The organism is Acinetobacter yuyunsongii, assembly GCF_041021915.1.
Lineage (GTDB): Bacteria > Pseudomonadota > Gammaproteobacteria > Pseudomonadales > Moraxellaceae > Acinetobacter.
The window spans coordinates 2886959-2910877 of sequence record NZ_CP157435.1 but is presented as its reverse complement, the minus strand read 5'-3'; the positions used below and the strand labels follow the sequence as shown (position 1 = coordinate 2910877).

General features: G+C 42.1%; 17 protein-coding genes and 1 pseudogene. 10 read left to right on the top strand and 8 right to left on the bottom strand.

The window, feature by feature from the left end; all coding sequences use genetic code 11:
- Window positions 1-7: 7 nt before the first annotated feature.
- Together rsmB and fmt are read right to left on the bottom strand one after the other, a co-directional pair.
- A complete protein-coding gene (rsmB, locus tag ABLB98_RS13940; protein ID WP_249570464.1) occupies window positions 8-1315 on the bottom strand; it encodes a 16S rRNA (cytosine(967)-C(5))-methyltransferase RsmB in 1308 nt (435 codons plus the stop codon).
- Window positions 1312-2274 carry a methionyl-tRNA formyltransferase gene (gene fmt, locus ABLB98_RS13935; RefSeq protein ID WP_249570463.1) on the bottom strand — a complete coding sequence of 321 codons (963 nt, stop codon included), beginning with the start codon at window positions 2272-2274 and terminating at the stop codon, window positions 1312-1314. Before fmt ends, rsmB begins: the two co-directional genes overlap by 4 nt.
- A 210-nt stretch (window positions 2275-2484) precedes the next feature.
- On the opposite strand from fmt, the gene ilvD reads away from it, so the two are divergent.
- Window positions 2485-4314, top strand: coding sequence for a dihydroxy-acid dehydratase (gene ilvD / locus ABLB98_RS13930; RefSeq protein ID WP_249570462.1), 1830 nt, complete (start codon window positions 2485-2487; stop codon window positions 4312-4314).
- Window positions 4315-4478: 164 nt separating this feature from the next.
- Window positions 4479-5765 carry a hypothetical protein gene (locus ABLB98_RS13925; protein ID WP_249570461.1) on the top strand — a complete coding sequence of 429 codons (1287 nt, stop codon included), beginning with the start codon at window positions 4479-4481 and terminating at the stop codon, window positions 5763-5765.
- Window positions 5766-5795: 30 nt separating this feature from the next.
- Here the strand turns inward: ABLB98_RS13925 and ABLB98_RS13920 are convergent, their stop codons facing one another.
- From ABLB98_RS13920 to ABLB98_RS13910, 3 genes are all read right to left on the bottom strand, one after another.
- Window positions 5796-7091 carry a solute carrier family 23 protein gene (locus ABLB98_RS13920; protein ID WP_348883507.1) on the bottom strand — a complete coding sequence of 432 codons (1296 nt, stop codon included), beginning with the start codon at window positions 7089-7091 and terminating at the stop codon, window positions 5796-5798.
- A 293-nt stretch (window positions 7092-7384) separates the two neighbouring features.
- Window positions 7385-10066 (bottom strand): phosphoenolpyruvate carboxylase, encoded by a 2682-nt coding sequence (ppc, locus tag ABLB98_RS13915; protein ID WP_348883506.1) that lies wholly within the window; start codon window positions 10064-10066, stop codon window positions 7385-7387.
- A gap of 84 nt (window positions 10067-10150) precedes the next feature.
- The gene (locus tag ABLB98_RS13910; RefSeq protein ID WP_348883505.1) at window positions 10151-10774 is read right to left on the bottom strand and encodes a TetR/AcrR family transcriptional regulator; all 624 of its coding nucleotides are present in this window, start codon (window positions 10772-10774) and stop codon (window positions 10151-10153) included.
- A 153-nt stretch (window positions 10775-10927) separates the two neighbouring features.
- Here ABLB98_RS13910 and ABLB98_RS13905 point away from each other — a divergent pair, with 153 nt between their 5' ends.
- The 7 genes from ABLB98_RS13905 (at window position 10928) to ABLB98_RS13875 (ending at window position 19813) form a co-directional block, all read left to right on the top strand.
- A complete protein-coding gene (locus tag ABLB98_RS13905; RefSeq protein ID WP_348883504.1) occupies window positions 10928-12028 on the top strand; it encodes an efflux RND transporter periplasmic adaptor subunit in 1101 nt (366 codons plus the stop codon).
- Window positions 12029-12030: 2 nt separating this feature from the next.
- Window positions 12031-15159 (top strand): efflux RND transporter permease subunit, encoded by a 3129-nt coding sequence (locus ABLB98_RS13900; protein ID WP_348883502.1) that lies wholly within the window; start codon window positions 12031-12033, stop codon window positions 15157-15159.
- Between the two features lie 132 nt (window positions 15160-15291).
- Window positions 15292-15669, top strand: coding sequence for a hypothetical protein (locus tag ABLB98_RS13895; protein WP_004659706.1), 378 nt, complete (start codon window positions 15292-15294; stop codon window positions 15667-15669).
- Window positions 15670-15814: 145 nt separating this feature from the next.
- Window positions 15815-16933, top strand: coding sequence for a molecular chaperone DnaJ (gene dnaJ / locus ABLB98_RS13890; RefSeq protein WP_005157098.1), 1119 nt, complete (start codon window positions 15815-15817; stop codon window positions 16931-16933).
- A 113-nt stretch (window positions 16934-17046) separates the two neighbouring features.
- Window positions 17047-17868, top strand: a complete 822-nt coding sequence (dapB, locus tag ABLB98_RS13885) for a 4-hydroxy-tetrahydrodipicolinate reductase (protein WP_004659711.1) — start codon at window positions 17047-17049, stop codon at window positions 17866-17868.
- A 96-nt stretch (window positions 17869-17964) separates the two neighbouring features.
- Entirely contained in the window at window positions 17965-18612 is a 648-nt protein-coding gene (locus ABLB98_RS13880; protein WP_087547594.1) for an START domain-containing protein, read from the top strand.
- 298 nt (window positions 18613-18910) lie between these two features.
- Window positions 18911-19813: a LysR substrate-binding domain-containing protein gene (locus ABLB98_RS13875; RefSeq protein ID WP_348883500.1), complete on the top strand. Its 903-nt coding sequence runs from the start codon at window positions 18911-18913 to the stop codon at window positions 19811-19813.
- On the opposite strand, the gene ABLB98_RS13870 is transcribed toward ABLB98_RS13875, so the two are convergent.
- A complete protein-coding gene (locus ABLB98_RS13870) occupies window positions 19761-20174 on the bottom strand; it encodes a hypothetical protein (RefSeq protein WP_348883498.1) in 414 nt (137 codons plus the stop codon). The genes ABLB98_RS13875 and ABLB98_RS13870 overlap by 53 nt on opposite strands.
- A gap of 3 nt (window positions 20175-20177) precedes the next feature.
- Window positions 20178-21268 (bottom strand): annotated as a pseudogene (locus ABLB98_RS13865) (IS4-like element ISAba33 family transposase).
- A 182-nt stretch (window positions 21269-21450) separates the two neighbouring features.
- Between ABLB98_RS13865 and ABLB98_RS13860 the strand changes: the two are divergent.
- On the top strand, window positions 21451-22878 hold the full coding sequence (locus ABLB98_RS13860) for a PLP-dependent aminotransferase family protein (RefSeq protein WP_348882633.1): 1428 nt from the start codon (window positions 21451-21453) through the stop codon (window positions 22876-22878).
- Here ABLB98_RS13860 and ABLB98_RS13855 read toward each other — a convergent pair.
- Window positions 22875-23900, bottom strand: a complete 1026-nt coding sequence (locus ABLB98_RS13855; RefSeq protein WP_348882632.1) for an NAD(P)-dependent alcohol dehydrogenase — start codon at window positions 23898-23900, stop codon at window positions 22875-22877. The two genes, ABLB98_RS13860 and ABLB98_RS13855, sit on opposite strands and share 4 nt — an antisense overlap.
- Window positions 23901-23919 lie beyond the last annotated feature (19 nt).

Sequence of the window (23919 nt, the reverse complement as noted above, 5' to 3'; positions counted from 1 at the left end):
ATTTTGATTATGCCAATTTTTTAATTCGGCAATAATAGAAACCATCGCCAGAGTGCGCAGACGGTAATAATTGGCGACCATAAGTCTGTTCAATACCCCAATCCGCATTGATTTTGATTTCTTCGGCATTGGCATGTGCGGCGAAGAATGCCGCCATTTGCTGTTCATTCTCAGCTTTTAGAATGGAGCAGGTGATATACAACAACGTTCCACCAACTTTGAGTTGTTGCCACATTTGTTGAAGAATCTGTTTTTGTAATTCAACCGTTTGTGCGATATCGGTTGATTGTCTTAACAGACGAATATCCGGATGGCGACGAATCACACCTGTTGCAGAACAAGGCGCATCTAGCACGATACAATCGACGGGTTCTGGTGTCTGCCAAGTGGTGGCATCAGCGGTAATAATCTCGACATTGTTGTCATTTAAGGCAAGACGTTCTAAATTTTCAGAAACACGCAATAAACGTTTGGCATCATGATCCAGCGCAATCAGTTTTTGAGGGTTAAAGCGCTCAAGAATATGTGCAGTTTTACCGCCTGGCGCAGCACAAGCATCGACAACAACTTTATTATCTAAGTTCGGTAACAGCGTCGCGCACAATTGGGCATGTTCATCCTGAACGGAAAAACCACCTTCTTCAAAACCTGGTAAATGGGTAATATTGCCCGTTTGTTCCAAAACAATACCCACATTTGAAAGCATGCAAGGATGAGCATCAATCTGCTCTTCGTCCAAAATCTCTAAATATTCGTTACGACTGACTTGGCGTTGATTGATGCGAAGAGTGAGTGGAGCGACTTGTTTTAAGGCTTGGCATAGAGTCTCTGCTTGCTCAGGCCAATCTTTTTTAAGTCGCTTGAATAACCAGCTTGGTAAACCATGCGTACTATTCAAAGCTGTTTGAAATTCCGCTGTTTCACGTGAAACACGACGCAGAATCGCATTCACCAAACCACTCATGGGTTCGAAACCAAGTTGCTTAGCCGCATTTACCGTTTCTGAAATCGCAGCATGTACTGGAATGCGCGTACATAGAATTTGATATAAACCTAGATATAAACAACTTTCGAGTGCTTCATTGTCTAATGGCTTTGTGAGCAATGGTAAGGTAATGGCTTTTAACGAATACCATTGGCGTAAACAACCTAAAGTAAGTTCGTGATATAAACCACGGTCACGTTCAGAAACGATATTGATATGTTGATTTAAAACAGAAGCCAAAGATTGCCCGTTTTGAACCGCCAAAAGTGTTTTGACCACTTGTGCGCGCAGATTCAAATTTTTTGCAGATGATTGATTCGATTGGCTCATGGGAGAATTTGTCCAAGATGTAATTTTTGAGTTTGGGCAATTTGTACAGGATTTAGGGCCTTGCCACCTGACCATTGCAGGCTGGTGAGGCACACCGCGGTATTGTCGCCACAGGCAACATGTACGCCTTGTTTATCAATTGCAAGAATTTCACCGACTTGTGCATCTGCCTTGTTGTGTTCAGAGAGCATTGAACTCCAAACACGTAAAGCATTATTTTCATCCAATTGAATAAAAGCCACAGGCCAAGGATTGAACGCTCGAATATTGCGATCGATTTGGATTGCAGTTTGTGTCCAGTCAATTCGTGCTTCTGATTTCACTAATTTATGTGCATAAACCGTGAGGGATTCATCTTGAACTTCACGTTTTTCGATAAAATCCTGCAAGCTTTGCTCTGACTCAAGCACGGCACAAATCGCTTCAGCACCTTGAGTCGCCAATTTGTCATGCAAGGTTGCAGAGGTATCTTCTGCTGTGATTGGGCAATAGGTTTTGTACATCATATCGCCTGTGTCCAAACCTGCTGCCATTTGCATGATGGTAATGCCAGTTTCTGTATCGCCTGTGGCAATGGCACGTTGAATCGGTGCTGCGCCACGCCAGCGGGGTAACAGCGAACCATGGATATTTAAACAACCATATTTAGGGGTATCTAAAACCGCTTGCGGTAAGATTAAACCATAGGCTGCCACCACCATGACATCTGCGCCAAGTGCAGCAAGTTCTTGTCGAGCAGCTAAACCTTCTTCAGTCGACGCTTTAAAATGCAGTGGTTGATAAACGGGTAAACCATGTTCAAGTGCCAGTTGCTTGACAGGAGAGGGAGTGAGTTTTTGCCCACGACCTGCCTTACGGTCAGGCTGGGTATAAACCGCAATGATCTGGTGTGATGTTTTTAATAATGCCGCCAATGCGGTTGCCGCAAATTCAGGCGTACCAGCAAAAATGATCTTCACAAAGATAATCCACAGAAAATTTGCCCCAAATTATAAGCCAAAAAACCACTAGCCCCTAATTAGGTGAAAGGAATTGTCTTTGAACAAAAAAGATAGGTTCGCCGGTCATCAGTTAAACGATAACTTGTAGTATGATGGGAAAAGCTCAGTATCATTTCGCCAGAGAGAATGTCTTATTCATCTCGAGCACACACTTGTTGGGAATACAAAATGCCTGATTATCGTTCAAAAACATCAACACATGGAAGAAATATGGCGGGCGCGCGCGGTTTATGGCGTGCGACTGGTATGAAAGATGAAGATTTTGGCAAACCAATTATTGCGGTGGTCAACTCATTTACCCAATTCGTTCCAGGTCACGTGCATCTTAAAGATTTAGGGCAACTGGTTGCACGAGAAATTGAAGCTTCTGGTGGTGTCGCAAAAGAATTTAATACCATTGCCGTGGATGACGGGATTGCCATGGGTCATGACGGGATGCTGTATTCACTACCATCACGTGATTTAATTGCCGATTCTGTAGAATATATGGTGAATGCACATTGTGCCGATGCAATGGTGTGTATCTCGAACTGTGACAAGATCACACCAGGAATGCTGATGGCGGCAATGCGCTTGAATATCCCAGTGGTGTTCGTATCTGGCGGTCCGATGGAAGCGGGTAAAGTCAAATTCCGTGGTGATGAAAAGGCAATCGACTTAGTTGATGCCATGGTCGTTGCAGCAGATGAAAGCTATACCGATGAAGAAGTTGCAGCATTTGAGCGTTCGGCATGTCCGACGTGTGGTTCATGTTCAGGTATGTTCACGGCCAACTCAATGAACTGTTTAACTGAAGCTTTAGGCTTATCATTGCCGGGTAATGGTTCTATTGTTGCAACTCACGCTAACCGCAAAAAACTATTCCTAAAAGCAGGTCGTTTAGTCGTTGAACTTGCGAAGCGTTATTATGAACAAAATGACGACAGCATTCTGCCACGTTCAATTGCAACCAAAGCCGCTTTTGAAAATGCGATGACTTTGGATATTGCAATGGGTGGTTCTACCAATACCGTATTGCATTTGCTTGCTGCTGCACATGAAGCAGAAGTTGATTTCACTATGGATGATATCGACAATTTATCTCGTAAAGTACCTGTATTGTCTAAAGTTGCACCTGCAAAGTCGGATGTGCATATGGAAGATGTACACCGTGCTGGGGGTATCATGGCGATCTTGGGTGAACTCGATCGTGCTAACTTACTGAACACCTCTTGCCCAACGGTACATGAACCTACTCTCAAAGATGCCTTAGACAAGTGGGATATTATCCGCACTGAAGATGCAGATGTTTATGAGTTCTATCGCTCATCACCAGGTGGTGTTCCAACTCAAGTGGCATTCTCACAAAACCGTTATTATTCAACTTTGGATGGTGACCGTGAGAAAGGTGTGATCCGTAATGCTGAACATGCTTTCTCTAAAGACGGTGGTTTGGCAGTCCTTTATGGCAACATCGCTTTAGATGGCTGTATCGTGAAAACTGCGGGTGTGGATGAATCGATTCTTAAATTCACGGGTACAGCGCGTGTTTTTGAAAGCCAAGATTCAGCGGTTGAAGCGATTTTAGATCATAAGATCGTGGCAGGTGACATCGTTGTCATTCGTTATGAAGGCCCACGTGGTGGTCCAGGCATGCAGGAAATGTTGTACCCAACCAGTTACTTGAAGTCGAAAGGTTTGGGTAAGGACTGTGCGTTGATTACTGATGGTCGCTTCTCTGGTGGTTCTTCAGGTTTATCAATTGGTCACGTGTCTCCAGAAGCAGCGGAAGGTGGTGCAATTGGTCTGGTTGAAGATGGTGATACTATCCAAATTGATATTCCGAATCGTACCATTCACCTTGATGTTGATGATGCAACCATGGCGCACCGCCGTACAGCTCAAGAAGCCAAAGGTTGGCATCCAGCGGAAGAGCGTAAGCGTAAAGTTTCAAAATCTTTGAAAATTTATGCTTTGCATTCAACGAGTGCTGCGAAAGGTGCAGTACGCGTTCTGTAAACTATTGCTAAGCGACAATGTTTATCATCCCTCTTTATTACGATAAAGAGGGACTTTTTTCTGATTTTATAAGATACTCATTATACTTATTTGCTCACTTGTTTGAATTCAAGTTAGAGAAAGCTTATCCATTCATCACTTTATAATCATTAGAGGCGATCGACATGTCTTTGTTACGTCGTTGGTTTGATCCCATCCGATCGAGTTGGTTCTATCAAAAACCTTCTCGTCAGGCGGTGTTGCCCACGGAACAGGGTTTAAGTATTTACCTGCGTTTAGACGATGTTTATAGCTATCTTGCAGTACAACAGCTTGATCAGCTCAATGAAATTTTGAGTGATGAACTAAAACCTTTAAAAGTGATTATTTCAAGACAGGGTGCTGAGCCTCCTAATGGTATGTCACAACAAGATTGGCAGAGTTATTGTTTGAATGATGCTAAAATTCTCGCCAAACAACATCGGTTTGGTTTCGATGAAACCCCTGAAATACCTAGTCCAGAAGCATTACAACAAGCAGAAATAATTCTAAAAAATACCCCTCTGAGAGAACACAATTTTTTACATTTACTCGAAGATGTATTCCACATGTTATGGCAACAACAATATGGGAAATTACGTACTCTTTATGCGATGGCAAGTCAGCATCAAACACCTCAAGATTATCCTGAACGTATTTTTAAAGATGTGCCTGTTGCAGCCAGTTACTTCGAATTTGGTGAGCGTAAATATCAGGCCGTTGATGATTTATTACGCCTTACACGCCGTTTGAAACAACAAAAATTACTCACCGGAAATCCAATTTTTCTGATTAATCATATCGAATGGCGTGAGCATCTCATTAATGATGGTGAGTCACTGACAGAAGTCCAAAGCTTACATCCAGAATTAGATCTGTATATTGCACTTGAAGACCCGATGAGTTGGCTATTATTGGCTTATATCAAAGAAGAACTGGCCAATTATTATAATATTCAATTGAGCGTTTATCCGCTGAGCTATCATGGGCGAGATTGGTTTGACTGGAGTTTGGCGACCCGTGTTTCCAAACGTACACAGGTGGCATTCACCCCATTCTGTCGGCCTACTAAAGAAGCAACTTATGAAATGGCGAAGCTGTTTTATAGTGTTGCAGAGGAACAGCAGGTGGATGTGATCCACCAGATTCTGGAAAGTGTCTGGACACGGGGTAGGGATTTATCCTTCAAGGCGCATTTTCAGCGAATGCAAAAGCGCTTGCAGATTGAACAGGTCACTGAACAGGATGTTGAAGCTTTGTTGAAACAGAATGATGAACTCTGTCAGCAAAAGCATCAGCCAGATTTTCCTGTACTGGAATTACGTATAGATGGACAGAGCTATGTTTTTAATAGTTTGTATCGAGTTTGGATGATTGAAAGTATTATCAGCAATGTTTTGGAAGATAAATATAAGCAGGAAAGTCAGGAATAAATAAAAAGGCAGCCGAAGCTGCCCACGATTCTAATGTTTATCTTTTAAACTGAATAACAGGTTCAGGAAAATCGCAGCAAACGTTGCGGTTCCAATTCCCCCTAAATTAAAGCTACCAAACAGTAATTCAAAGTTGCCTGCACCCAGAATAATGGTCACTGAAGCCACAATCAGGTTTTTATTATTAGAAAAATCGACTTTATTTTCGATCCAGATTTTTGCACCTGCAATGGTAATTAAACCAAATACTACGATCGAAGCACCCGTAAGGACTGCTGTCGGGATCGTACTAATCACTGCGCCAAATTTAGGAGACAGCCCCAAGAAAATTGCAAATACGCCAGCGATTACAAATACAATCGTAGAATAAACACGGGTGACTGCCATCACACCAATATTTTCACCATAGGTGGTCATACCCGGTGCGCCAACACTACCAGATAAGGTCGTTGCAAGACCATCCGCAACAAAAGCTTTACCCAGTTGAGGTGTAAGATCTTCACCTGTCATTGAACCGACTGCTTTGATGTGACCTAGATTTTCAGCGACTAAAATCAATGCAACGGGAGCAATAATTAAAATTGCATTTAAATCAAAAGTTGGGTGTGAAAAAGTTGGGATGCCAAACCATGGTGCTGCTGCGATTTGGGAGAAATCAATCGGTTTACCAAATCCTAGAATATTTGTTGCAACCACATATATGGCATAAGCAATCAATAAACCTACTAACAGTAATAAACGTTGTAATAAGCCCTTGGTAAATACAGCAATAATGCCCATGCTTAATACAGTGATGAGTGCCATCCACATTTCAAAAGGCTGTCCAGCAACGCCTTTAATAGTAACGGGTGCAAGGTTGAGACCAATAATCATCACCACAGCGCCTGTGACAACAGGTGGCATGAGTTTCTCAATCCAACGCGTGCCTGTGAGCATGACCGCAAAACCGATCAAGGCATAAAAAATACCACAGGCAACAATTCCACCAAGCGCAACTGCAAGGTTTGGATTGGCTCCTGACCCAGTAATATGACCAGTTGCGGCTGCAACGACACCAATAAAGGCAAAGCTTGAGCCTAAATAACTTGGAACACGACCACCCGTGATCAAGAAGAAAATAATAGTACAAATCCCTGACATTAAGATGGCAAGGTTGGGGCTAAAGCCCATCAGAAGGGGTGCAAGAACAGTTGCACCAAACATTGCAAATGCGTGTTGTACCCCTAATACCGCACTTTGTAAGGGCGGTAAATATTCATTTGTCGCGACAGGGCGATGATCAATCTTTCCCTGATACGGCTGCCATTTTGGAAACCAATTTGACATAGATGAGACTCATTATGTGATATCAGCGGGTATGATACCCTGTCTTAAAACGAGCTTTCACCTATAAGTCATTGAGAATATTGCCAGATCATGTTTTTTACGTCTGTATTTTTACCTTTTGGTAAAATGTGTTTCAAAATAAACTATCGTATTTATTATTTATTTTTTTCTAAATTATTTGAAAAGTTAACTATCTTATTTAAAAAATATTTTCTAATTTTTTTCTAAAAATGGAATGTTTTGCCAATTTTGCCATCAACACCTGTGATTTATGTTGATGGCAAGGCTCTTATTTAGCCGGTATTGCGCAAACCTGCCGCAATACCTGCAATACTCACCATTAAGGCATGATCGACAGGGCTATGCTCGGTTTGATGCTCGGCTAAATACAGACGACGGCGTTTCATTAACTCTGCTTGCAGTAAATGTAAAGGCAATAAATACGGTTTACGCACCTGCATGGATTGATCCAATACTTCATTATTACTTAAAAGCTTAGACTCACCTTTAAGACTGAGCAAGGTATCTACAGCATTTTGTAGGCGTTGGCGTAATTCAACCCCCAAGTTTTTTAAGTCTTGGTTTTGTGTCAGGTGAGACTCGTAATAGAGCGCAATATCTGCATCAGATTTGGATAAAACCATTTCCAGCATATCAATTAAAGTTTGGAAATACGGCCACTGTTCAAGCATTTCATTTAAGGTGTTTTGGTGTTGTTCATGTACCTGATTGATCGCCGTGCCTGTACCCAACCAAGCGGGCAACATCAAGCGAATTTGTGTCCATGCAAATACCCAAGGAATTGCTCGAAGAGATTCTATGCCACCACTAACTTTGCGTTTGGCTGGGCGTGAACCAAGCGGTAGCATTTGTAATTCTAACTCAGGTGTGACCGTGCGTAGATAACTGACAAAATTCGGATTTTCACGCACAGTTTGTCGATAAACCTGTACCGATAAATCAGTCATTTGATTCATCAAATCACGCCATTGTTTCTTTGGCTCTGGCGGTGGCAATAACGTTGCTTCTAATGTTGCCGCTGTATATATTTCCAAATTTTGTAGCGCGATGCCTTCTAAACCAAATTTAAAGCGAATCATTTCACCCTGTTCAGTGACACGAATTGCTCCAGAGATTGAACCTGGTGGTTGTGAGAACAATGCTTGTTGTGTTGGTGCACCGCCACGACTGATTGAACCGCCACGACCATGAAACAGAGTCAATTGCACCCCATGTTCTCGAGCGACAGCGGTGAGTTCTTCTTGCGCACGATATTGTGCCCAGTTTGCCGACATAAAGCCCGCATCCTTTGCCGAGTCTGAATAGCCGATCATCACTTCATGTTTGCCTTGAATATGCTGTTTATACCAATGCATATTGAATAAGGTATTCATGGTTTTGGCTGCACCATCAAGATCTTTTAAGGTTTCAAATAAGGGCACCACTCGAAGAGGATGTTGGATACCAGCTTCTTTTTGTAAGAGTAAAACAGCTAAGACGTCACTTGGATATTCTGCCATCGAAATAATATAGGCACCCAAGCTCTCAGCTGGTTGTTCAGCCAAAGTGCGCATGGTCGCAAAGACTTCGAGTACATCAGGATGTTGAATCAAGCTGCCTTCAGGTTCATTGAAATATTTAGGCAGTAAAGGACGTTTACTTTGTAGTTCCTGAATAAGGAAGTTTTGACGAGCCTGTTCAGTCCATGATTCAAAATTGCCTAAACCTAGATATTCAGTAATCGCTGAAATGGCTTGACGATGCCGCCCTGATTCTTGGCGAATATCGAGTTTGAGTAACTCAATTCCAAAGCAATTGATTCGGTATATAAAATCAAGCAATTGCCCATTGGCGATTTCAGCGAGGTTGCTCTCGATTAAGGAGCGATAGCAGAGTAATAAGGGCTGTAATAATTCATCTTTATTTCGAATGATCTGACTATCATCAGCTTCATGGCCTTGTAAGCGTTGCCCCAACCAATAGCGGGTGGCTTTTAAACGTTCACGGGTGTCGCGCAGATATTCACGATACGGTTCAGGGTGTTCATAACCTAATGCTTGAGTCAGTTCCTCAGAACAACTTTGAATGGACAGTTCCCAACGCAGATTTTCAATATCACGCAAATACAAATCAGCAGCTTGCCAACGTGATAACCATAATACTTCTTGGGTGACTTGATGGGTGACATTGGGATTGCCATCACGATCACCACCCATCCATGAGGCAAAGCGAATTGGCGCGATATTGAGCGGTAAGTTTTGTTCACAATGCTGTTGGGTCAGTTCATTCAGCTCACGAATAAACTTAGGTACAGCATTCCACAAAGTTTGTTCAATCGTCGCAAAGCCCCACTTTGCTTCATCGACAGGGGTCGGGCGATGTTGGCGAATTTCGTCTGTCTGCCAAGCTGAACTGACCAATTGTTTCAGGGTGGCGATGGTTTGTTGGCGTTCACGAGGTGTTAGTTTTTGCTGATCTAGTTGAGATAGGCAATCGGTAATATCATCATATTTTTGAATCAAGGTACGACGACTGACTTCGGTTGGATGCGCTGTAAGTACCAATTCAATTTTTAAATCGCAGATTTGTTCGAATAATTGTTTTGAGTTGATCTGTTCAGTTTTGAATTTTTCAAATAAATGTGACAAAGGATTTGGATTAGGGGCTTGTTCGTCAAACTCAGCCTGACGACGATTACGCACTACATGATATTGTTCCGCAATGTTGGCGAAGTTCAGAAAATGTGAGAATGCACGAGTCAGCGGCAAAATTTCTTCATCTTTCAAACCGAGAAACAATTGTTCGAGCTGTTTTTCTGCTTCGATCTGGCCGTCACGTGCACCTTTGGCTAATGCGCGAATTTGTTCAATCTGATTAAACAAATCTTGCCCAGCATGTTGCTTTAAGGTCTCTCCAAGTAAATTGCCGAGTAAGCGGACATCTTCACGTAATGGAGCAGTGATTTGTTGAATCATTCTAATTCTCCTGTTGTTCTCACTCGACTATAGCGCGATTGGGGGACATTCCAAGAGCAGAACGTAAAAAAATGTGAATTTTATCTAATTTTTAGGTTGATATTTAAGCAAAAAAATCTCGATGGCATGTTGAATGATCTGATCGATTTCATCCGCCGTGGGCACTGCGGCTAGACCCAGTAACACTTGTTGATGACGGATACCTAACATCAGCGAGATGATCAGCTCTGTTTGCTTGAGTGGCGCGTCTGCCTGAATAAATTTAAAGGCGATGGCTTGCTCAAAAAAATCACACCACACATGACACATGCGGGTATGTGACGCATCAAAAAACTGTTGGGTTAATGGACTTTGTTCCGCTGCCAGTTCAAACAGTAGGCAATCCAGTTTCAGTGCTTCAGGCAGATAGATAATACTCAAAGCCCGTTGACACATCAGTTGCAAAGCCTGTTTGAAATCAGAATCTGCGGTCAGTTCAAACTGTTTGGTCCGAATCGATTCTTCACAGCTTTCTTCAATGGCGCAGATAAACAGGTTAGCCTTGTCCTGAAAATGGTTGTACACCGTGAGTTTAGTCACGCCTGCTTCTTTGGCAATCTGATTCATATTGGTGGCGTGGTAACCCATTTTTAAAAAAATAGATTTTGCAGCCTGTAAGATTTTGGCTCTTTTTTCTAAATCTTTAGGGCGACCACTGTGAATTTGCACGTTAGCTGTCTCATTTAATTCAATTCAAAATCAAAATGCTAGATTTAATTTTTAATTAGTGTACTCATGAGTATATTAATTAAAAAATAAACAATCTATCATAATGTTCATATTGTGCCTTAAAAAATCAATTTGAATAAGAGCGAAACAGAGATGAATCTGCTAAATCATGTAATTGTGGGGTTGCTCGTACTCAGCAGTGTCACTTTAACAGCATGTCAAAAAGAGGTTCCCAAGACTGAGGAAATTCCTTATGTCATGGTGACGCAGCCGAATACGAATCATATCGATCAAAAAAGTTATGCAGGTGATGTTCAAGCCAAGCAACAAACCGCACTGGCATTTCGTGTTGGGGGGCAAATTACCGAACGTTATGTTGATGTGGGTGATCGGGTCAAAGTCGGACAGGTTTTGGCTAAACTAGATGTCAAAGACGCACAATTGCAAATGAACGCTGCCAAAGCGCAATTGCAAAGTGCTGAAGCAGCAGCAAAAATTGCGGCTCAAGAATATCAGCGTTATCAACAGTTATTACCTGTCAATGCAGTGAGTCGCTCACAATTTGATGCGGTGAAAAATCAGTATGAATCTGCTCAAGCAGGGTTACAGCAAGCGCGTTCTAATTATGAAGTGTCTTCAAATCAAACCGGTTATAACCAACTTATTTCGAATAAAAATGGCGTGATTACTCAACGTCAAATTGAAATTGGACAAGTAATTGCGGCAGGTCAACCTGCCTATCAACTCGCAATTGAAGGTGAGCGAGAAGTCGTGTTTGGCGTACCTGAGCAGGCCGTCAGTACCATTAAAGTCGGGCAACCTGCTTGGGTCACTTTGTGGTCTCAGCCAGAAGCACGTTTTGCGGCAAAAGTCCGTGAAGTGTCACCCGCTGCAGACCAATCGCGAACATTCACCGTGAAAGTTTCATTGCTTGAAGGGCAGTCGACGATTCAACTCGGGCAAAGTGCACGGGTATTCTTTGTCGCAAATGAAAATAATGTTCTGAGTGTGCCCTTATCCAGTGTTACTGCCAATGATCAACAAGCCTATGTCTGGGTGGTGAATGCTAATCAAACCTTACGTAAAGTCCCAGTGACGTTGGGTACTTATGGGCGTGACAGTGTGCCTATTCTGTCAGGTCTAAAAGCTTCAGATTGGGTTGTGGTTGGTGGTGTGCATCTATTACGTGACCAGCAAAAAATTCATCCTGTAGATCGTGATAATCGCGCAGTCACGGTTAAAACAGGAGGTTAAGCATGAAATTTAACCTTTCAGAATGGGCACTTAAGAATAAGGGCATCATTCTCTACTTTATGCTGTTACTCGGCATTGTCGGGGTGATGTCGTATTCCAAGCTGTCACAGAGTGAAGACCCACCCTTTACTTTCAAAGTGATGGTAGTACAGACCTATTGGCCAGGCGCAACCGCACAGGAAGTTGCAACGCTGGTGACAGATCGTATTGAAAAAGAACTGATGACCACAGGGCAATATGAAAATATTCGGGCATATTCACGGCCTGGGGAATCTATGGTCACGTTTATTGCTAAGGATTCCTATCGTTCTGAGCAGATTCCTGACGTTTGGTATAACGTGCGTAAAAAGGTCAATGATGTCCGTTCACAACTTCCAAGCGGTGTACAAGGCCCATTTTTTAATGATGAATTTGGTGATACCTTCGGCAATATCTATGTTTTAACGGGTAAAGATTTTGACTATGCGGTAATGAAAGAATATGCCGATCGTTTGCAACTACAACTGCAACGGGTCAAAGATGTCAGCAAGGTTAATTTGGTGGGTCTACAAGATCAGAAGATCTGGATCGAATTATCCAATACCAAAGCTGTTCAGCTCGGTGTCCCTGTCACAGCCATTCAGGAAGCGATTCAGAAGCAAAATGATATGGCAGGTGCAGGTTTCTTTGAAACAGGTACAGACCGTATTCAAATCAGAGTTAGCGGACACTTACATAGTGTCGATGACCTGAAAAAAATGCCGTTGTTGGTGGGCGATAAAACCATTCAATTGGGTGATGTTGCTGAGGTCTATCGCGGCTTTAGTGAACCTGCTCAACCACGTATGCGTTTTATGGGTGAGAATGGGATTGGCATTGCGGTGTCCATGCGTAAAGGTGGGGACATCATTGCATTGGGCAAAAATTTAGAAACCGAATTTAACAGTCTACAAAAAAGCTTACCTTTGGGCATGAAACTGCAAAAAGTTTCAGACCAACCTGTTGCAGTACAACGTAGTATTCAAGAGTTCTTAAAAGTTTTAGCTGAAGCGGTCATTATCGTTTTATTGGTCAGTTTCTTCTCACTCGGTTTTCGTACAGGGCTTGTTGTTGCATTGTCGATTCCATTGGTTTTAGCAATGACCTTTGCTGGGATGAGTTTATTTGACGTCGGCTTACATAAGATCTCATTAGGCGCATTGATTCTTGCGCTGGGTTTGTTGGTCGATGATGCCATTATCGCCGTGGAAATGATGGCGATTAAAATGGAACAGGGTTACAGCCGATTAAAAGCAGCAGGTTTTGCATGGCAAACCACCGCTTTTCCAATGCTCACAGGTACATTGATTACCGCAGCAGGTTTCTTGCCAATTGCCACGGCACAATCTGGAACAGGTGAATATACCCGTTCTATTTTCCAGGTGGTGACGATTGCATTGATCGTGTCATGGATTGCTGCGGTGTTATTTGTGCCTTATCTGGGTGAAAAACTGTTACCTGATTTCACCAAACAGAATCAACAAGCGGCATGGTATTTACGTTTATGGGCAAGGTTACGCAAGCAGCCTGTACCAGTAGTTGAGTCGCATGGTCAGCATCATGATCCTTACCAATCCAAGTTCTATCAATCCTTCAGGCATATCGTCGAAATCTGTATTACCTATCGTAAAACGGTGATTGCTATTACGGTCGGTATCTTTGTATTGTCTGTTGCGATGTTTAAGTTGGTACCGCAACAATTCTTCCCACCATCGAATCGTGCAGAAATTCTGGTGGACTTAAAACTGGAGGAGGGGGCTTCACTAACGGCGACAGAACAAGCAGTACATAAGGTAGAACAATTCCTATCCAAACAAAAAGGGATTGATAATTATGTCGCTTATGTTGGAACAGGTTCACCACGTTTTTACTTACCTTTAGACCAACAACTTCCACAAGCCAGTTTTGCCCAGTTTGTGGTGCTGGCATCATCTTTAGATGATCGTGATGAAATCCGTCGCTCTTTAGACAAGCAGATTAAGCAATTATTGCCACAGGTTCGTACTCGTGTGTCTTTACTCGAAAATGGCCCACCTGTGGGTTATCCATTGCAGTATCGGGTCTCAGGTGAAGATCTGGCAACGGTTCGGGCAGAGGCACAAAAAGTGGCTAAAGTTTTAAGTGAAGATCCCAATACAACCAACGTACATTTAGATTGGGGCGAGCCAAGCAAAATTATTGCAATTGAAATTGACCAAGATCGTGCTCGTCAAATGGGTGTTTCCAGTGTTGATTTGGCTAACTTCCTAAACGCTTCTGTGACAGGTGCGGTGATGAATCAATATCGTGAAAAACGTGAACTCATAGAAATTCGTTTACGTGGTGATAAGTCAGAACGTGTCGAAGTGGCTTCGTTAGCAAGTTTAGCTGTGCCAACCACCAAAGGCACCACTGTACCGCTAGCGCAAATAGCAAAAATTGAATCACGCTTTGAAGAAGGTCTGATTTGGCATCGTAACCGTCTACCAACGATTACTGTTCGTGCCGATATTCGAACCAATTTACAGCCTGCAACCGTGGTTCAGCAGTTAGCGGATAAAATGCAAACTTTACGTGCCGATTTACCCAATGGTTACTTAGTGGAAGTCGGTGGTACGGTTGAAGAATCTGCGAAGGGTCAAAATTCAGTCAATGCAGGCATGCCATTATTCTTGGCTGTGGTGATGACTTTGCTGATGATTCAATTACGTAGCATGTCACGCGCAACGATTGTTCTGCTGACAGCACCACTTGGCTTAATCGGGGTGGTTGCATTCTTACTCTTGTTTAATAAACCGTTTGGTTTCGTGGCGATGCTTGGGACGATTGCATTGTCAGGGATGATTATGCGGAACTCGCTGATTTTGATTGATCAAATTGAACAAGATATTCAGGCAGGGTATGCACCGTGGGATGCGGTGATTGGTGCAACCATGCGCCGTTTCCGTCCAATTGTATTGACGGCATTGGCTGCTGTACTGGCGATGATCCCTTTATCACGCAGTATTTTCTTTGGTCCGATGGCGGTTGCGATTATGGGTGGCTTGATTGTGGCTACCCTGTTGACCCTGTTTTTCCTGCCTGCACTCTATGCGGCGTGGTTTAAGGTCAAGAAAGCAACACATCTATCATAATTATTTTGTGAATAAAGGTGCGAAATATTGAAAATTTCAATATAGTAGCACCTATATTTTAAGACCAAAAAATAATTGAATTTCATTGCATGACTGGTTTGGCAAAATGCAGTGAATGAGGTGATCTAGAGCATGGGGCAAGACAATATTGAGCAGCATCGCCGTTATGTGGCGATTTCGTACGTGTTCATGTTTCTTGCATTATTTACAATCGTGTTTGCAGTGTTTGCGTATCTGCTGGCACGAAAAGTTGCGACTGCGAATAATGCTGAAGTATGGATACACGCGCATGCACTGTGGATTATGCGTAATGTGCTGCTGTTTATTCTAATGGCTTTCTTTGCTGCCCTGTGGTTTATTCCACTGTTCTTTTTTGTCTGGAACAGCGCCCTCTGGGTGACCGCCATGACGGTTGTGGGTGTCGTGTTTAGCTCAATTGCATGGCTATTTCTGTTGAATGCATGGATCAAAGGTATTGCCAGATACTTTAGAAATAAAGCGGTTTTCTAAATTTATCGCTTTTTTTATCACAATCACCCTTGTAAACGTATTGTACAGGCCCTATTAAGGCTCTGTTGACTTTAGAAATAAAATGTCAGCGGAGCCTATTTGTTTTTTTAAGTTTGAATAAATTCCGTGAGGAGCATCGCCAACCATGGCTAAACGTGATTATTATGAGGTTTTAGGCGTTTCGAAAACCGCAAGTGATGATGAGATTAAAAAAGCCTATCGTAAGTTGGCGATGAAATATCATCCAGATCGTAACCCAGACAATGCTGAAGCGGAAGAAAAGTTTAAAGAAGCAGCAGAGGCTTACGAAGTACTTTCTGATGGCGAAAAACGCAGCATGTATGATCGTGCTGGCCATAGTGCTTTTGAAGGCGGTTTTGGTGGCGGCGGTGGCTTCGGTGGTGGTTTTAGTGCAGAAGACATCTTTAGCCAGTTTGGTGATATTTTTGGTGGTGCTTTCGGTGGTGGCGGTGGTCGCCAACAACAACGCCAACGTCGTGGCTCTGATCTTCGCTATGTGATGGAATTGACGCTTGAAGAAGCAGTCAAAGGCGTGAAAAAAACGATTACTTTTACTGCACCAGCGCCGTGTGAAAGCTGTGATGGTAAAGGTTCTAAGAATCCAAATGATGTTGAGACGTGTCGTACCTGCCATGGTGCTGGTCAAGTACGTATGCAGCAAGGTTTCTTCTCGGTTCAACAAACTTGTAGTACTTGCCGCGGTCAAGGCAAAATTATCAAAAACCCTTGTAATACTTGTCATGGTTCGGGCGTTGCGGATCGTCAACAAACGCTTGAAGTCACTATTCCTGCAGGTGTGGACAACGGCGATCGTGTTCGCTTAACAGGTAAAGGTGAAGCGATTCGTGATGGTCAAGCGGGTGATTTATATGTTGAAGTCGTAGTTCGTGAACACGAAGTCTTCCAACGTGACGGTGCAGATCTCTATATGGATGTACCAGTCAGTATTGCTGATGCTGCATTGGGCAAAGAAATTGAAATCCCGACGCTTGATGGTCGTGTCAGCTTAAAAATTCCAGAAGGTACGCAAACAGGTAAGCTATTCCGCTTACGTGGTAAAGGTGTTCGTCCTGTACGTAGCAGCATGGTCGGTGACTTATTGTGCCGTATCGTGGTAGAAACACCTGTGAATTTAAACAGTCGCCAACGTGAATTGTTGAAAGAATTACAAGCGTCGTTAGATGGTGATGGTCATGCTGCATCACCAAAGAAAAAATCTTTCTTTGATCGCTTGTTTGATTAATTAGCATCAATAAAAAACCTGCTGCGGCAGGTTTTTTTATGGGAATTTTTTAGCGTAGACACAGAGTTTTGCTATAGTAGCTCAATTGTTTAAATAAAAGACTAGGAAAAATTATGTCGACTTCTCCACGCATTGGAATCTTGGGTGCAGGCGGACGCATGGGGCGTATTCTGATTCAAGCAGTACAACAAGCAGGCTACCAACTCGCAGCAGCTGTTGAACGTCCAGAAAGCAGTTTGGTGGGTGCAGATGCAGGGGAACTTGCAGGGATTGGCAACATCGGCGTCAAGATTGTGGGAAGTTTAAGTGAAGTTTTAAAAGACTGTGATGTCGTGATTGATTTCACTGCGCCTGTTGCCACTGAACAACACTTAAAGTTATGCCGTGAGGCAGGTGTTGCAATGGTGATTGGCACCACAGGGATGTCGGATGAACAAAAGGCTTTCTTAGATGAAACCGCAACACAGACTCCAGTCGTTTATGCTGCTAACTATTCAGTTGGTGTGAATGTTTCAATCAAATTATTAGAGCTTGCAGCGAAAGTGTTTGGTGATAGCGTTGATATCGAAATCATCGAATCACATCACCGTCACAAAGTGGATGCGCCATCTGGTACTGCATTTATGATGGGCGAGGCGATTGCAGATACTTTAGGTCGTGACTTGAAAACAGATGCTGTGTATTGCCGTGAAGGTCATACAGGTGCTCGTGAGCGTCAAAGTATTGGCTTTCAAACCATTCGTGGTGGCGACATCGTCGGTGAACATACCGTGATGTTTATTGGTGAGGGTGAACGTGTTGAAGTCACACATAAAGCGACCAATCGAATGAATTTTGCTTCAGGCGCTGTTCGTGCGGCTGCATGGGTAGTGGGTCGTGAGGCTCGTAAATATGATATGAAAGATGTTTTAGGCTTTAACGAGATTGAAGTTTAAAAGGTACTTTTTTTGTACTATAAAAGAGCTTGTTGAGCTTTCTTTCTGATAGAGATACAACAAGCTCTCGCCATCATTACAACAATTGAGCATGACATGAATAAAAAGCATATTGTTCTTGCTACACTGCTAAGCGCGACAAGTTTAGTCGTCAGTGCCGCAGAAGCACCTAAACTGAGTTTACATCGCAATAATATTAAAGTTTGGACCTACCAAACAGAGAATAATCCGGTCTTTCAGTACAAAGCAGAAACGACTTTTGATGTACCTTTGGAACGGGCAGTTGCGGTAGTACTTGATGTTGAACGCACACCCCAATGGGTGCCTTATGTTGCTAAGGCACAGCTTTTGTCTCGGGATGAAAAGAAAGGGGAATTTACCCTGTATATGCTGTTAGATTTCCCATTTCCTTTGAAAGACCGTGACTTGGTCATTAAAGGCAAAATGAATAAAAATGCTGATGGCAGTATTAGTATTAAGAATAACGCGATTAAAAATAGTTACCCTGAACAACCTGATGTGATTCGTTTGAATCAATATACAGGAGATTGGACGTTCCAAAGACTTGCCAATAATAAGGTTAAAGTCATGACTAGTGGTTATGCCGACCCAGCAGGTTCGATTCCATTGAGTTTTGTGAATATGTTTGTGCAGCAGCAACCGTATCAAATGCTGATGAAAATGAAGAAAGAAGTGAATAATCCATTCTATGCACAACCACATTTGCCTGAATTGCTTAAATAAATCTAAGAGTAAAAAGCCTGATTCAATCAGGCTTTTTTATGCACTGATACATTAGCCAGCTTGCCACCGAAGGGATGAGCAAACTCGAAAAAACCATCCCTATCCAGACCAGCATCAGGGTGATAAAGGTCGGTTAAGCAGGATTAAACTCAACCAAATTGAGCGATACACAGATTGTTCACTTAATCTTTTTCACTATTCTGTTGATGGCTGCAATTTTGCGATGATTATTGTTGCTAAAAAATAGATGAATTTGCAAAATACAGTTGACGAAATATCAATAATTAACGAGGCGGCAATGAAATCTACGGTAGAAGAACTACTTGCTTTTATGACCATTGTCGATACAGGATCATTTATTGCTGCTGCTGAGCGGCTTGGACAGACGGCATCGGGAATGAGCCGCTCTCTCAGTCGTCTAGAGTCAAAGCTTGGAGTCACCTTGCTAGAGCGCACGACTCGAAAGTTAAAACTGACCCAAGAAGGACAACAATTTTTACAACATGCGCGTAAAATTCTCAGTGATTTAAGTGCAGCTGAAGAAGCTCTAGAAAAATCGGATCAGGATACCTCGGGTGTGATTCGGATTGACTCAGCCACGCCGTTTATTCTGCATGTCATTACGCCATTGGTACATAAGTTCAGACAAAGTTATCCCAATATTGAGATTGAGCTGAATAGTAATGATTTAGTGATAGATCTATTAGAACATAAGACTGATGTGGCGTTTCGTTTTGGTGAATTACATGATTCCAGTCTGCATGCGAAATTGGTGTGTAAAAGCCGAATTTATATTGTTGCTAGTCCTGAATATTTACAGCGTAAAGGGAGACCTGTACAAGCTCAGACATTAATAGAGCATGATGTGATTGGTTTCACCCGTCCAACCTATATCAATACTTGGCCGATTAAAATTGATGGTGAGTATTTTCAAACCCAACCGAAAGTAAAAGCATCGAGTGGCGAAACGGTTCGACAACTCTGTTTGCGTGGGCAGGGCATTGCCCGACTATCAGAGTTTGAAATCTGGCAGGATATGAAAGAAGGCCGCCTTCAGGCTCTATTTGAAGATCAGATTGAGCACTCTTATCAAAGCATCCATGCTGTGTATTATCAACAAGCGCATTTGCCGAAACGGGTTCGCTTATTTATTGAGTTTTTGACTGAGCAGTTAAGTCATGGATTTTCGGTTTGCCAATAGCTGTTTCGGCAAGTTTGAGTTCTAAAACTTGAACAAGTTGTCCAGTCGGTTGTTGTACTGCAACTTTGACCTGTTGCTGTTGTTGCGTGCATTCAATTTTGACCGTTGGCAGAAAGTTACTTGAGAGCATCAGGCCATTTTCATTGGGCTTCTTATAGGTCAGTTTGATGACACGGCTCTGCTCAGGGGCTTCACTTTTCTCCATTTTCCATAATTCATAGGTCGATTGGTTTTGAATTTGCAGATATCCCTGTGAGAGTGATTTACACACTTGTTGTTGCTGATAAGTGGACTGGTCAGTCAGATTGCAGCCTGTAAAAAAAATTGTAGAAAATATAAATAAGATCTCTGTACACGACAAATTTCATAGGGCCCTTGTCCTATCAGGCTTTTTCTTCCTTAAAATTGCGAGCACTTTCTTAAATTCTTCTTTTTTTCCAAAACCAATCAAACGTAGAATAGCCATTTGAACATAGTCCAAACCGTATCGAAATAAACTTACTGAAAGTCGTCCATGCTTCTTTATTTTTATCGTTTTTTTTCGATCATGTTGCCATTCACCTGTTAAATAGCACCAACAGAAACCGATCGCTAGCACTGCTATCAATTTCTTGACTCGTCTAGGGTCTGTTAAACGAGTATTTTCAAGATTGAATCCACGTCCTTTGAGACAACTAAATAAGGTTTCGATTTCCCAGCGTAATGCATAATCACGAATAGCAGAAGCATTAAACATACGAGAAACAACAAGTAAAAGTTCTCCATCTTCTAATCGTAGCGCACTAATATACAGTTTCACTCGACCAACCCAAATACGTCGTTTACGACATTCAGTTTGACCAACTTGAAGATGACGAAATAAATCACTAATTTTATGATTCTTGGCTAAGTGATTGGTCACAATAAAGTTTTTTTAACACGTATACAGAAGTTAATGTCATTTTCAATTCACCATGTAAACCATTTCTCACCGATAAATTCTCTGTCTGCGAACACATTCACAATACGATCTTTACCAAAAATGGAGATAAAGCGTTGAATCAAAGCAATACGCTCTTTTGTATCTGAATTTCCACGTTTATTGAGCAATGTCCAAACAATAGGTATCGCTATTCCACGATAGACGATGGCTAACATCAAGATATTGATATCTCGTTTTCCCCATTTCCAATTGGTTCTATCTAAAGTCAGTTGCACTTTGTCGAATGAAAACATATTGAAAATCAACTGAGAAATTTGACGATAATCAAAATACTGACCTGCAAAGAAGCGTTGTATACGTCGATAAAATGATTGTGGTAAGCACTTGATGGGTAAGGCTTTAGATGCAGAAGAAAGGTTGCATGTCTGTTTTACAATTAATGCCAGCATAATCAGTGTAAAACATTTTACATGTGACTTGTTCCACTTTAGATATTTGTTTAAGATGAGATATAACTCATTGAAATGTGTCATCATATTCGTCGTCAGAAAACAAGTATTATGCCATTATTTCAATGAGTTATCTTTTTTTGTCGTGTACAAAGAAATAAGATATTGTTTTTCATGCTCTTATCATTTGTTAGTTGATTTTTATAGCTTAACGGTGTTGTATTAACCAATACAGATACAGAAATTTATAAAAAAGCAGTACAGATATGACTTTTCAATATCAACGCCTAGCAGATCAATTGGCTCATAAAATTTATCAACATGAATTACAGCCACAGCAAAAGTTAAGTTCTTTAAGGGAATTTGCTCGTCAGCAAAGTATTAGTTTGAGTACCGCACAACAATGCTACGAACTGTTAGAAGCAAAAGGACTGATTTATGTCAAAGCCAAATCAGGCTATTTTGTAAGTTCAAGACAATATCAAAGTGCTGCCCCTGAAAGTCCAAGCTTTGAGTCCAAAGCACGGCAAGTCTCGAATTTAGACTTACAGAATCAGATTCAAACAGCATCGATTCAAAATCATTTAACTCCTTTAGGGGCTATTCAGTTGTCGCCCCATTTAATTCCTGTAGATGGGCTACGTCGTTCCTTACAGCGTGCGCTTAAACACTGTCAGCCCGAAGATTTTTTATATTGTAATAAACAGGGACATGAGCAGTTACGTAAGGCTTTATCAGATCATTGGCGTGAAGATGGGATTTATGTCGCTACAGAAGATATTTTTATTACCAATGGCTGTATGCCAGCTTTGTCCCTGTTAATTCAGCAGATCAGTCAGGAAGGGGATAGTATTTTAATTCCAACACCTACCTTTAATGGCCAGTTGCAAATGTTGGCAAGTCTTAAGCGTAAGATTATTGAGATTCCAGCAGATCATCATGGTATTGACCTTGAGCGTCTTGAGTTTTTTATGAAACAGGGCGATGCCAAGTTGTGTTTACTCACTGCTAATTTTCAAAATCCATTGGGCTACTGTTTAAGTCATTCACAGAAGCAAAAAATTGCTGAACTTGCACAGCAATACCAATGTTTTATTTTAGAAGATGATATTTATGGTGAATGCAGTTTCCAAAAAGAGAGACCTTTGCCGATTCGTTATTGGGATCAACAAGGCTACGTAATTTGGTGTGGTTCAGTCTCGAAGTCACTGTCTACCGCCTATCGTGTGGGATGGTTTTGCTTGGGACCACAATTACAACACTTACGACCACAACTCTTATCAAATAACGTCGGTGTCAATACACCCTTACAGTTAGGCTTGGCTGATTTCATTTATAGTCGTGGTTATCGTGAGCATTTGGATGAGTTAAGACCGAAGTTGATGCAACAAGTCCAACAGTATCGTGCTTATATTTTGCAAGTATTTGGTGGGATTCCAATCGCCTTGAGTCAATCAGAAGGGGGTTATGCTTTGTGGTTGCAACTGCCAGAAAATATTACGGGCTTAGAGTTATATTATTTAGCGCAGCGCCAAGGGATTAATATCGTACCAGGGGAAGTGTTTGGTGAAGATCAGCGTTATCAGCACTTCATCCGCTTAAATGCAGGGCATGCGTTGACCACCGAAATCCGCCAAGCAATTCAACAGTTGGCGGATTGGGTGAGAGAGCGTATGTCGTCGGTTTTAAATTAATCAAAGTCTGCTTTAAGTACGATCCGATAACGTGCTTGACCTGAATGCAGTCGTTCAAGGGCTTCATTGAGTTGAGACATTGGAAATAGCTCAATTTGTGGCGCAATATTTTTACGTGCGGCAAATTGTAGTAGTTGACGCAGTGCTAAAGGTGACCCAGTTGGAGAAGCTGTAATCGATTTGGCACCACTCATGATAGTACCTACAGAAACTGGAATAGGCTCTAAGGTAATACCCAAGAAATGCATACTACCATTCGGTGCCAAGGTATTGAGATAGGCTTGCCAATTCAGAGTTACATTGACGGTGCTAAGCAATAAATCAAATTTGCCACGTTGCGCTTTGATCGCTTGAGCATCACGACTATTCACCACATGGTCAGCACCCATGGCTTTGAGTTCTTCAGTTTTGTCTGGATTTGAACTAAATGCAGTAATCTCACAACCCCAAGCTTTAAGTAGCTTGATGGCCATATGCCCTAAACCACCAATCCCAATGACACCGACGTGATGTGTTGCTTGGATCTGATGTTTAAGTAAAGGATCAAACACGGTAATGCCGCCACAAAGCAATGGTCCTGCACTCTCAGGATCCAAACCCTCTGGTAGAGGAATGACCCATTGCCAACCTGCGCGAACTTTTTCTGCAAAGCCACCCGCATGACCAACGATAGTCGCAACGCTGCCACCGGTACATAAAACTTGATGACCACCAATACAAGGATCGCATGCTTGGCAACTTTCAGCTGTCCAACCAATGCCAACACGTTGACCAAGTTTCAGTCCTTTGGCTTCTGAACCGAGTGCGATAATTGTGCCAATAATTTCATGTCCAGCGACAGCAGGATAAACGGATGAATGCCATTCATTATTGATCACAGACAAATCTGAGTGACATAAACCGCAGTATTCAACTTTAACTTCAACCTGATGTGGCTTTAATTCACCTGCATCAAATTGATAAGGAACCAATTGCTCTCCTGCTTTCATTGCAGCATAAGCACGAATTTGGTTATTGCTCATTCGATAACTCCTTGGAAAG

Bases quoted from the DNA above. Each gene is read 5' to 3' on its own strand.
- rsmB (WP_249570464.1), bottom strand. From the start codon at position 1,315: ATGAGCCAATCGAATCAATCATCTGCAAAAAATTTGAATCTGCGCGCA.
- ABLB98_RS13860 (WP_348882633.1), top strand. From the start codon at position 21,451: ATGACTTTTCAATATCAACGCCTAGCAGATCAATTGGCTCATAAAATT.
- ABLB98_RS13855 (WP_348882632.1), bottom strand. From the start codon at position 23,900: ATGAGCAATAACCAAATTCGTGCTTATGCTGCAATGAAAGCAGGAGAG.
- ABLB98_RS13875 (WP_348883500.1), top strand. From the start codon at position 18,911: ATGAAATCTACGGTAGAAGAACTACTTGCTTTTATGACCATTGTCGAT.
- ABLB98_RS13895 (WP_004659706.1), top strand. From the start codon at position 15,292: ATGGGGCAAGACAATATTGAGCAGCATCGCCGTTATGTGGCGATTTCG.
- dnaJ (WP_005157098.1), top strand. From the start codon at position 15,815: ATGGCTAAACGTGATTATTATGAGGTTTTAGGCGTTTCGAAAACCGCA.
- ppc (WP_348883506.1), bottom strand. From the start codon at position 10,066: ATGATTCAACAAATCACTGCTCCATTACGTGAAGATGTCCGCTTACTC.
- ABLB98_RS13925 (WP_249570461.1), top strand. From the start codon at position 4,479: ATGTCTTTGTTACGTCGTTGGTTTGATCCCATCCGATCGAGTTGGTTC.
- ABLB98_RS13920 (WP_348883507.1), bottom strand. From the start codon at position 7,091: ATGTCAAATTGGTTTCCAAAATGGCAGCCGTATCAGGGAAAGATTGAT.
- dapB (WP_004659711.1), top strand. From the start codon at position 17,047: ATGTCGACTTCTCCACGCATTGGAATCTTGGGTGCAGGCGGACGCATG.
- ABLB98_RS13900 (WP_348883502.1), top strand. From the start codon at position 12,031: ATGAAATTTAACCTTTCAGAATGGGCACTTAAGAATAAGGGCATCATT.
- ABLB98_RS13905 (WP_348883504.1), top strand. From the start codon at position 10,928: ATGAATCTGCTAAATCATGTAATTGTGGGGTTGCTCGTACTCAGCAGT.
- ilvD (WP_249570462.1), top strand. From the start codon at position 2,485: ATGCCTGATTATCGTTCAAAAACATCAACACATGGAAGAAATATGGCG.
- ABLB98_RS13880 (WP_087547594.1), top strand. From the start codon at position 17,965: ATGAATAAAAAGCATATTGTTCTTGCTACACTGCTAAGCGCGACAAGT.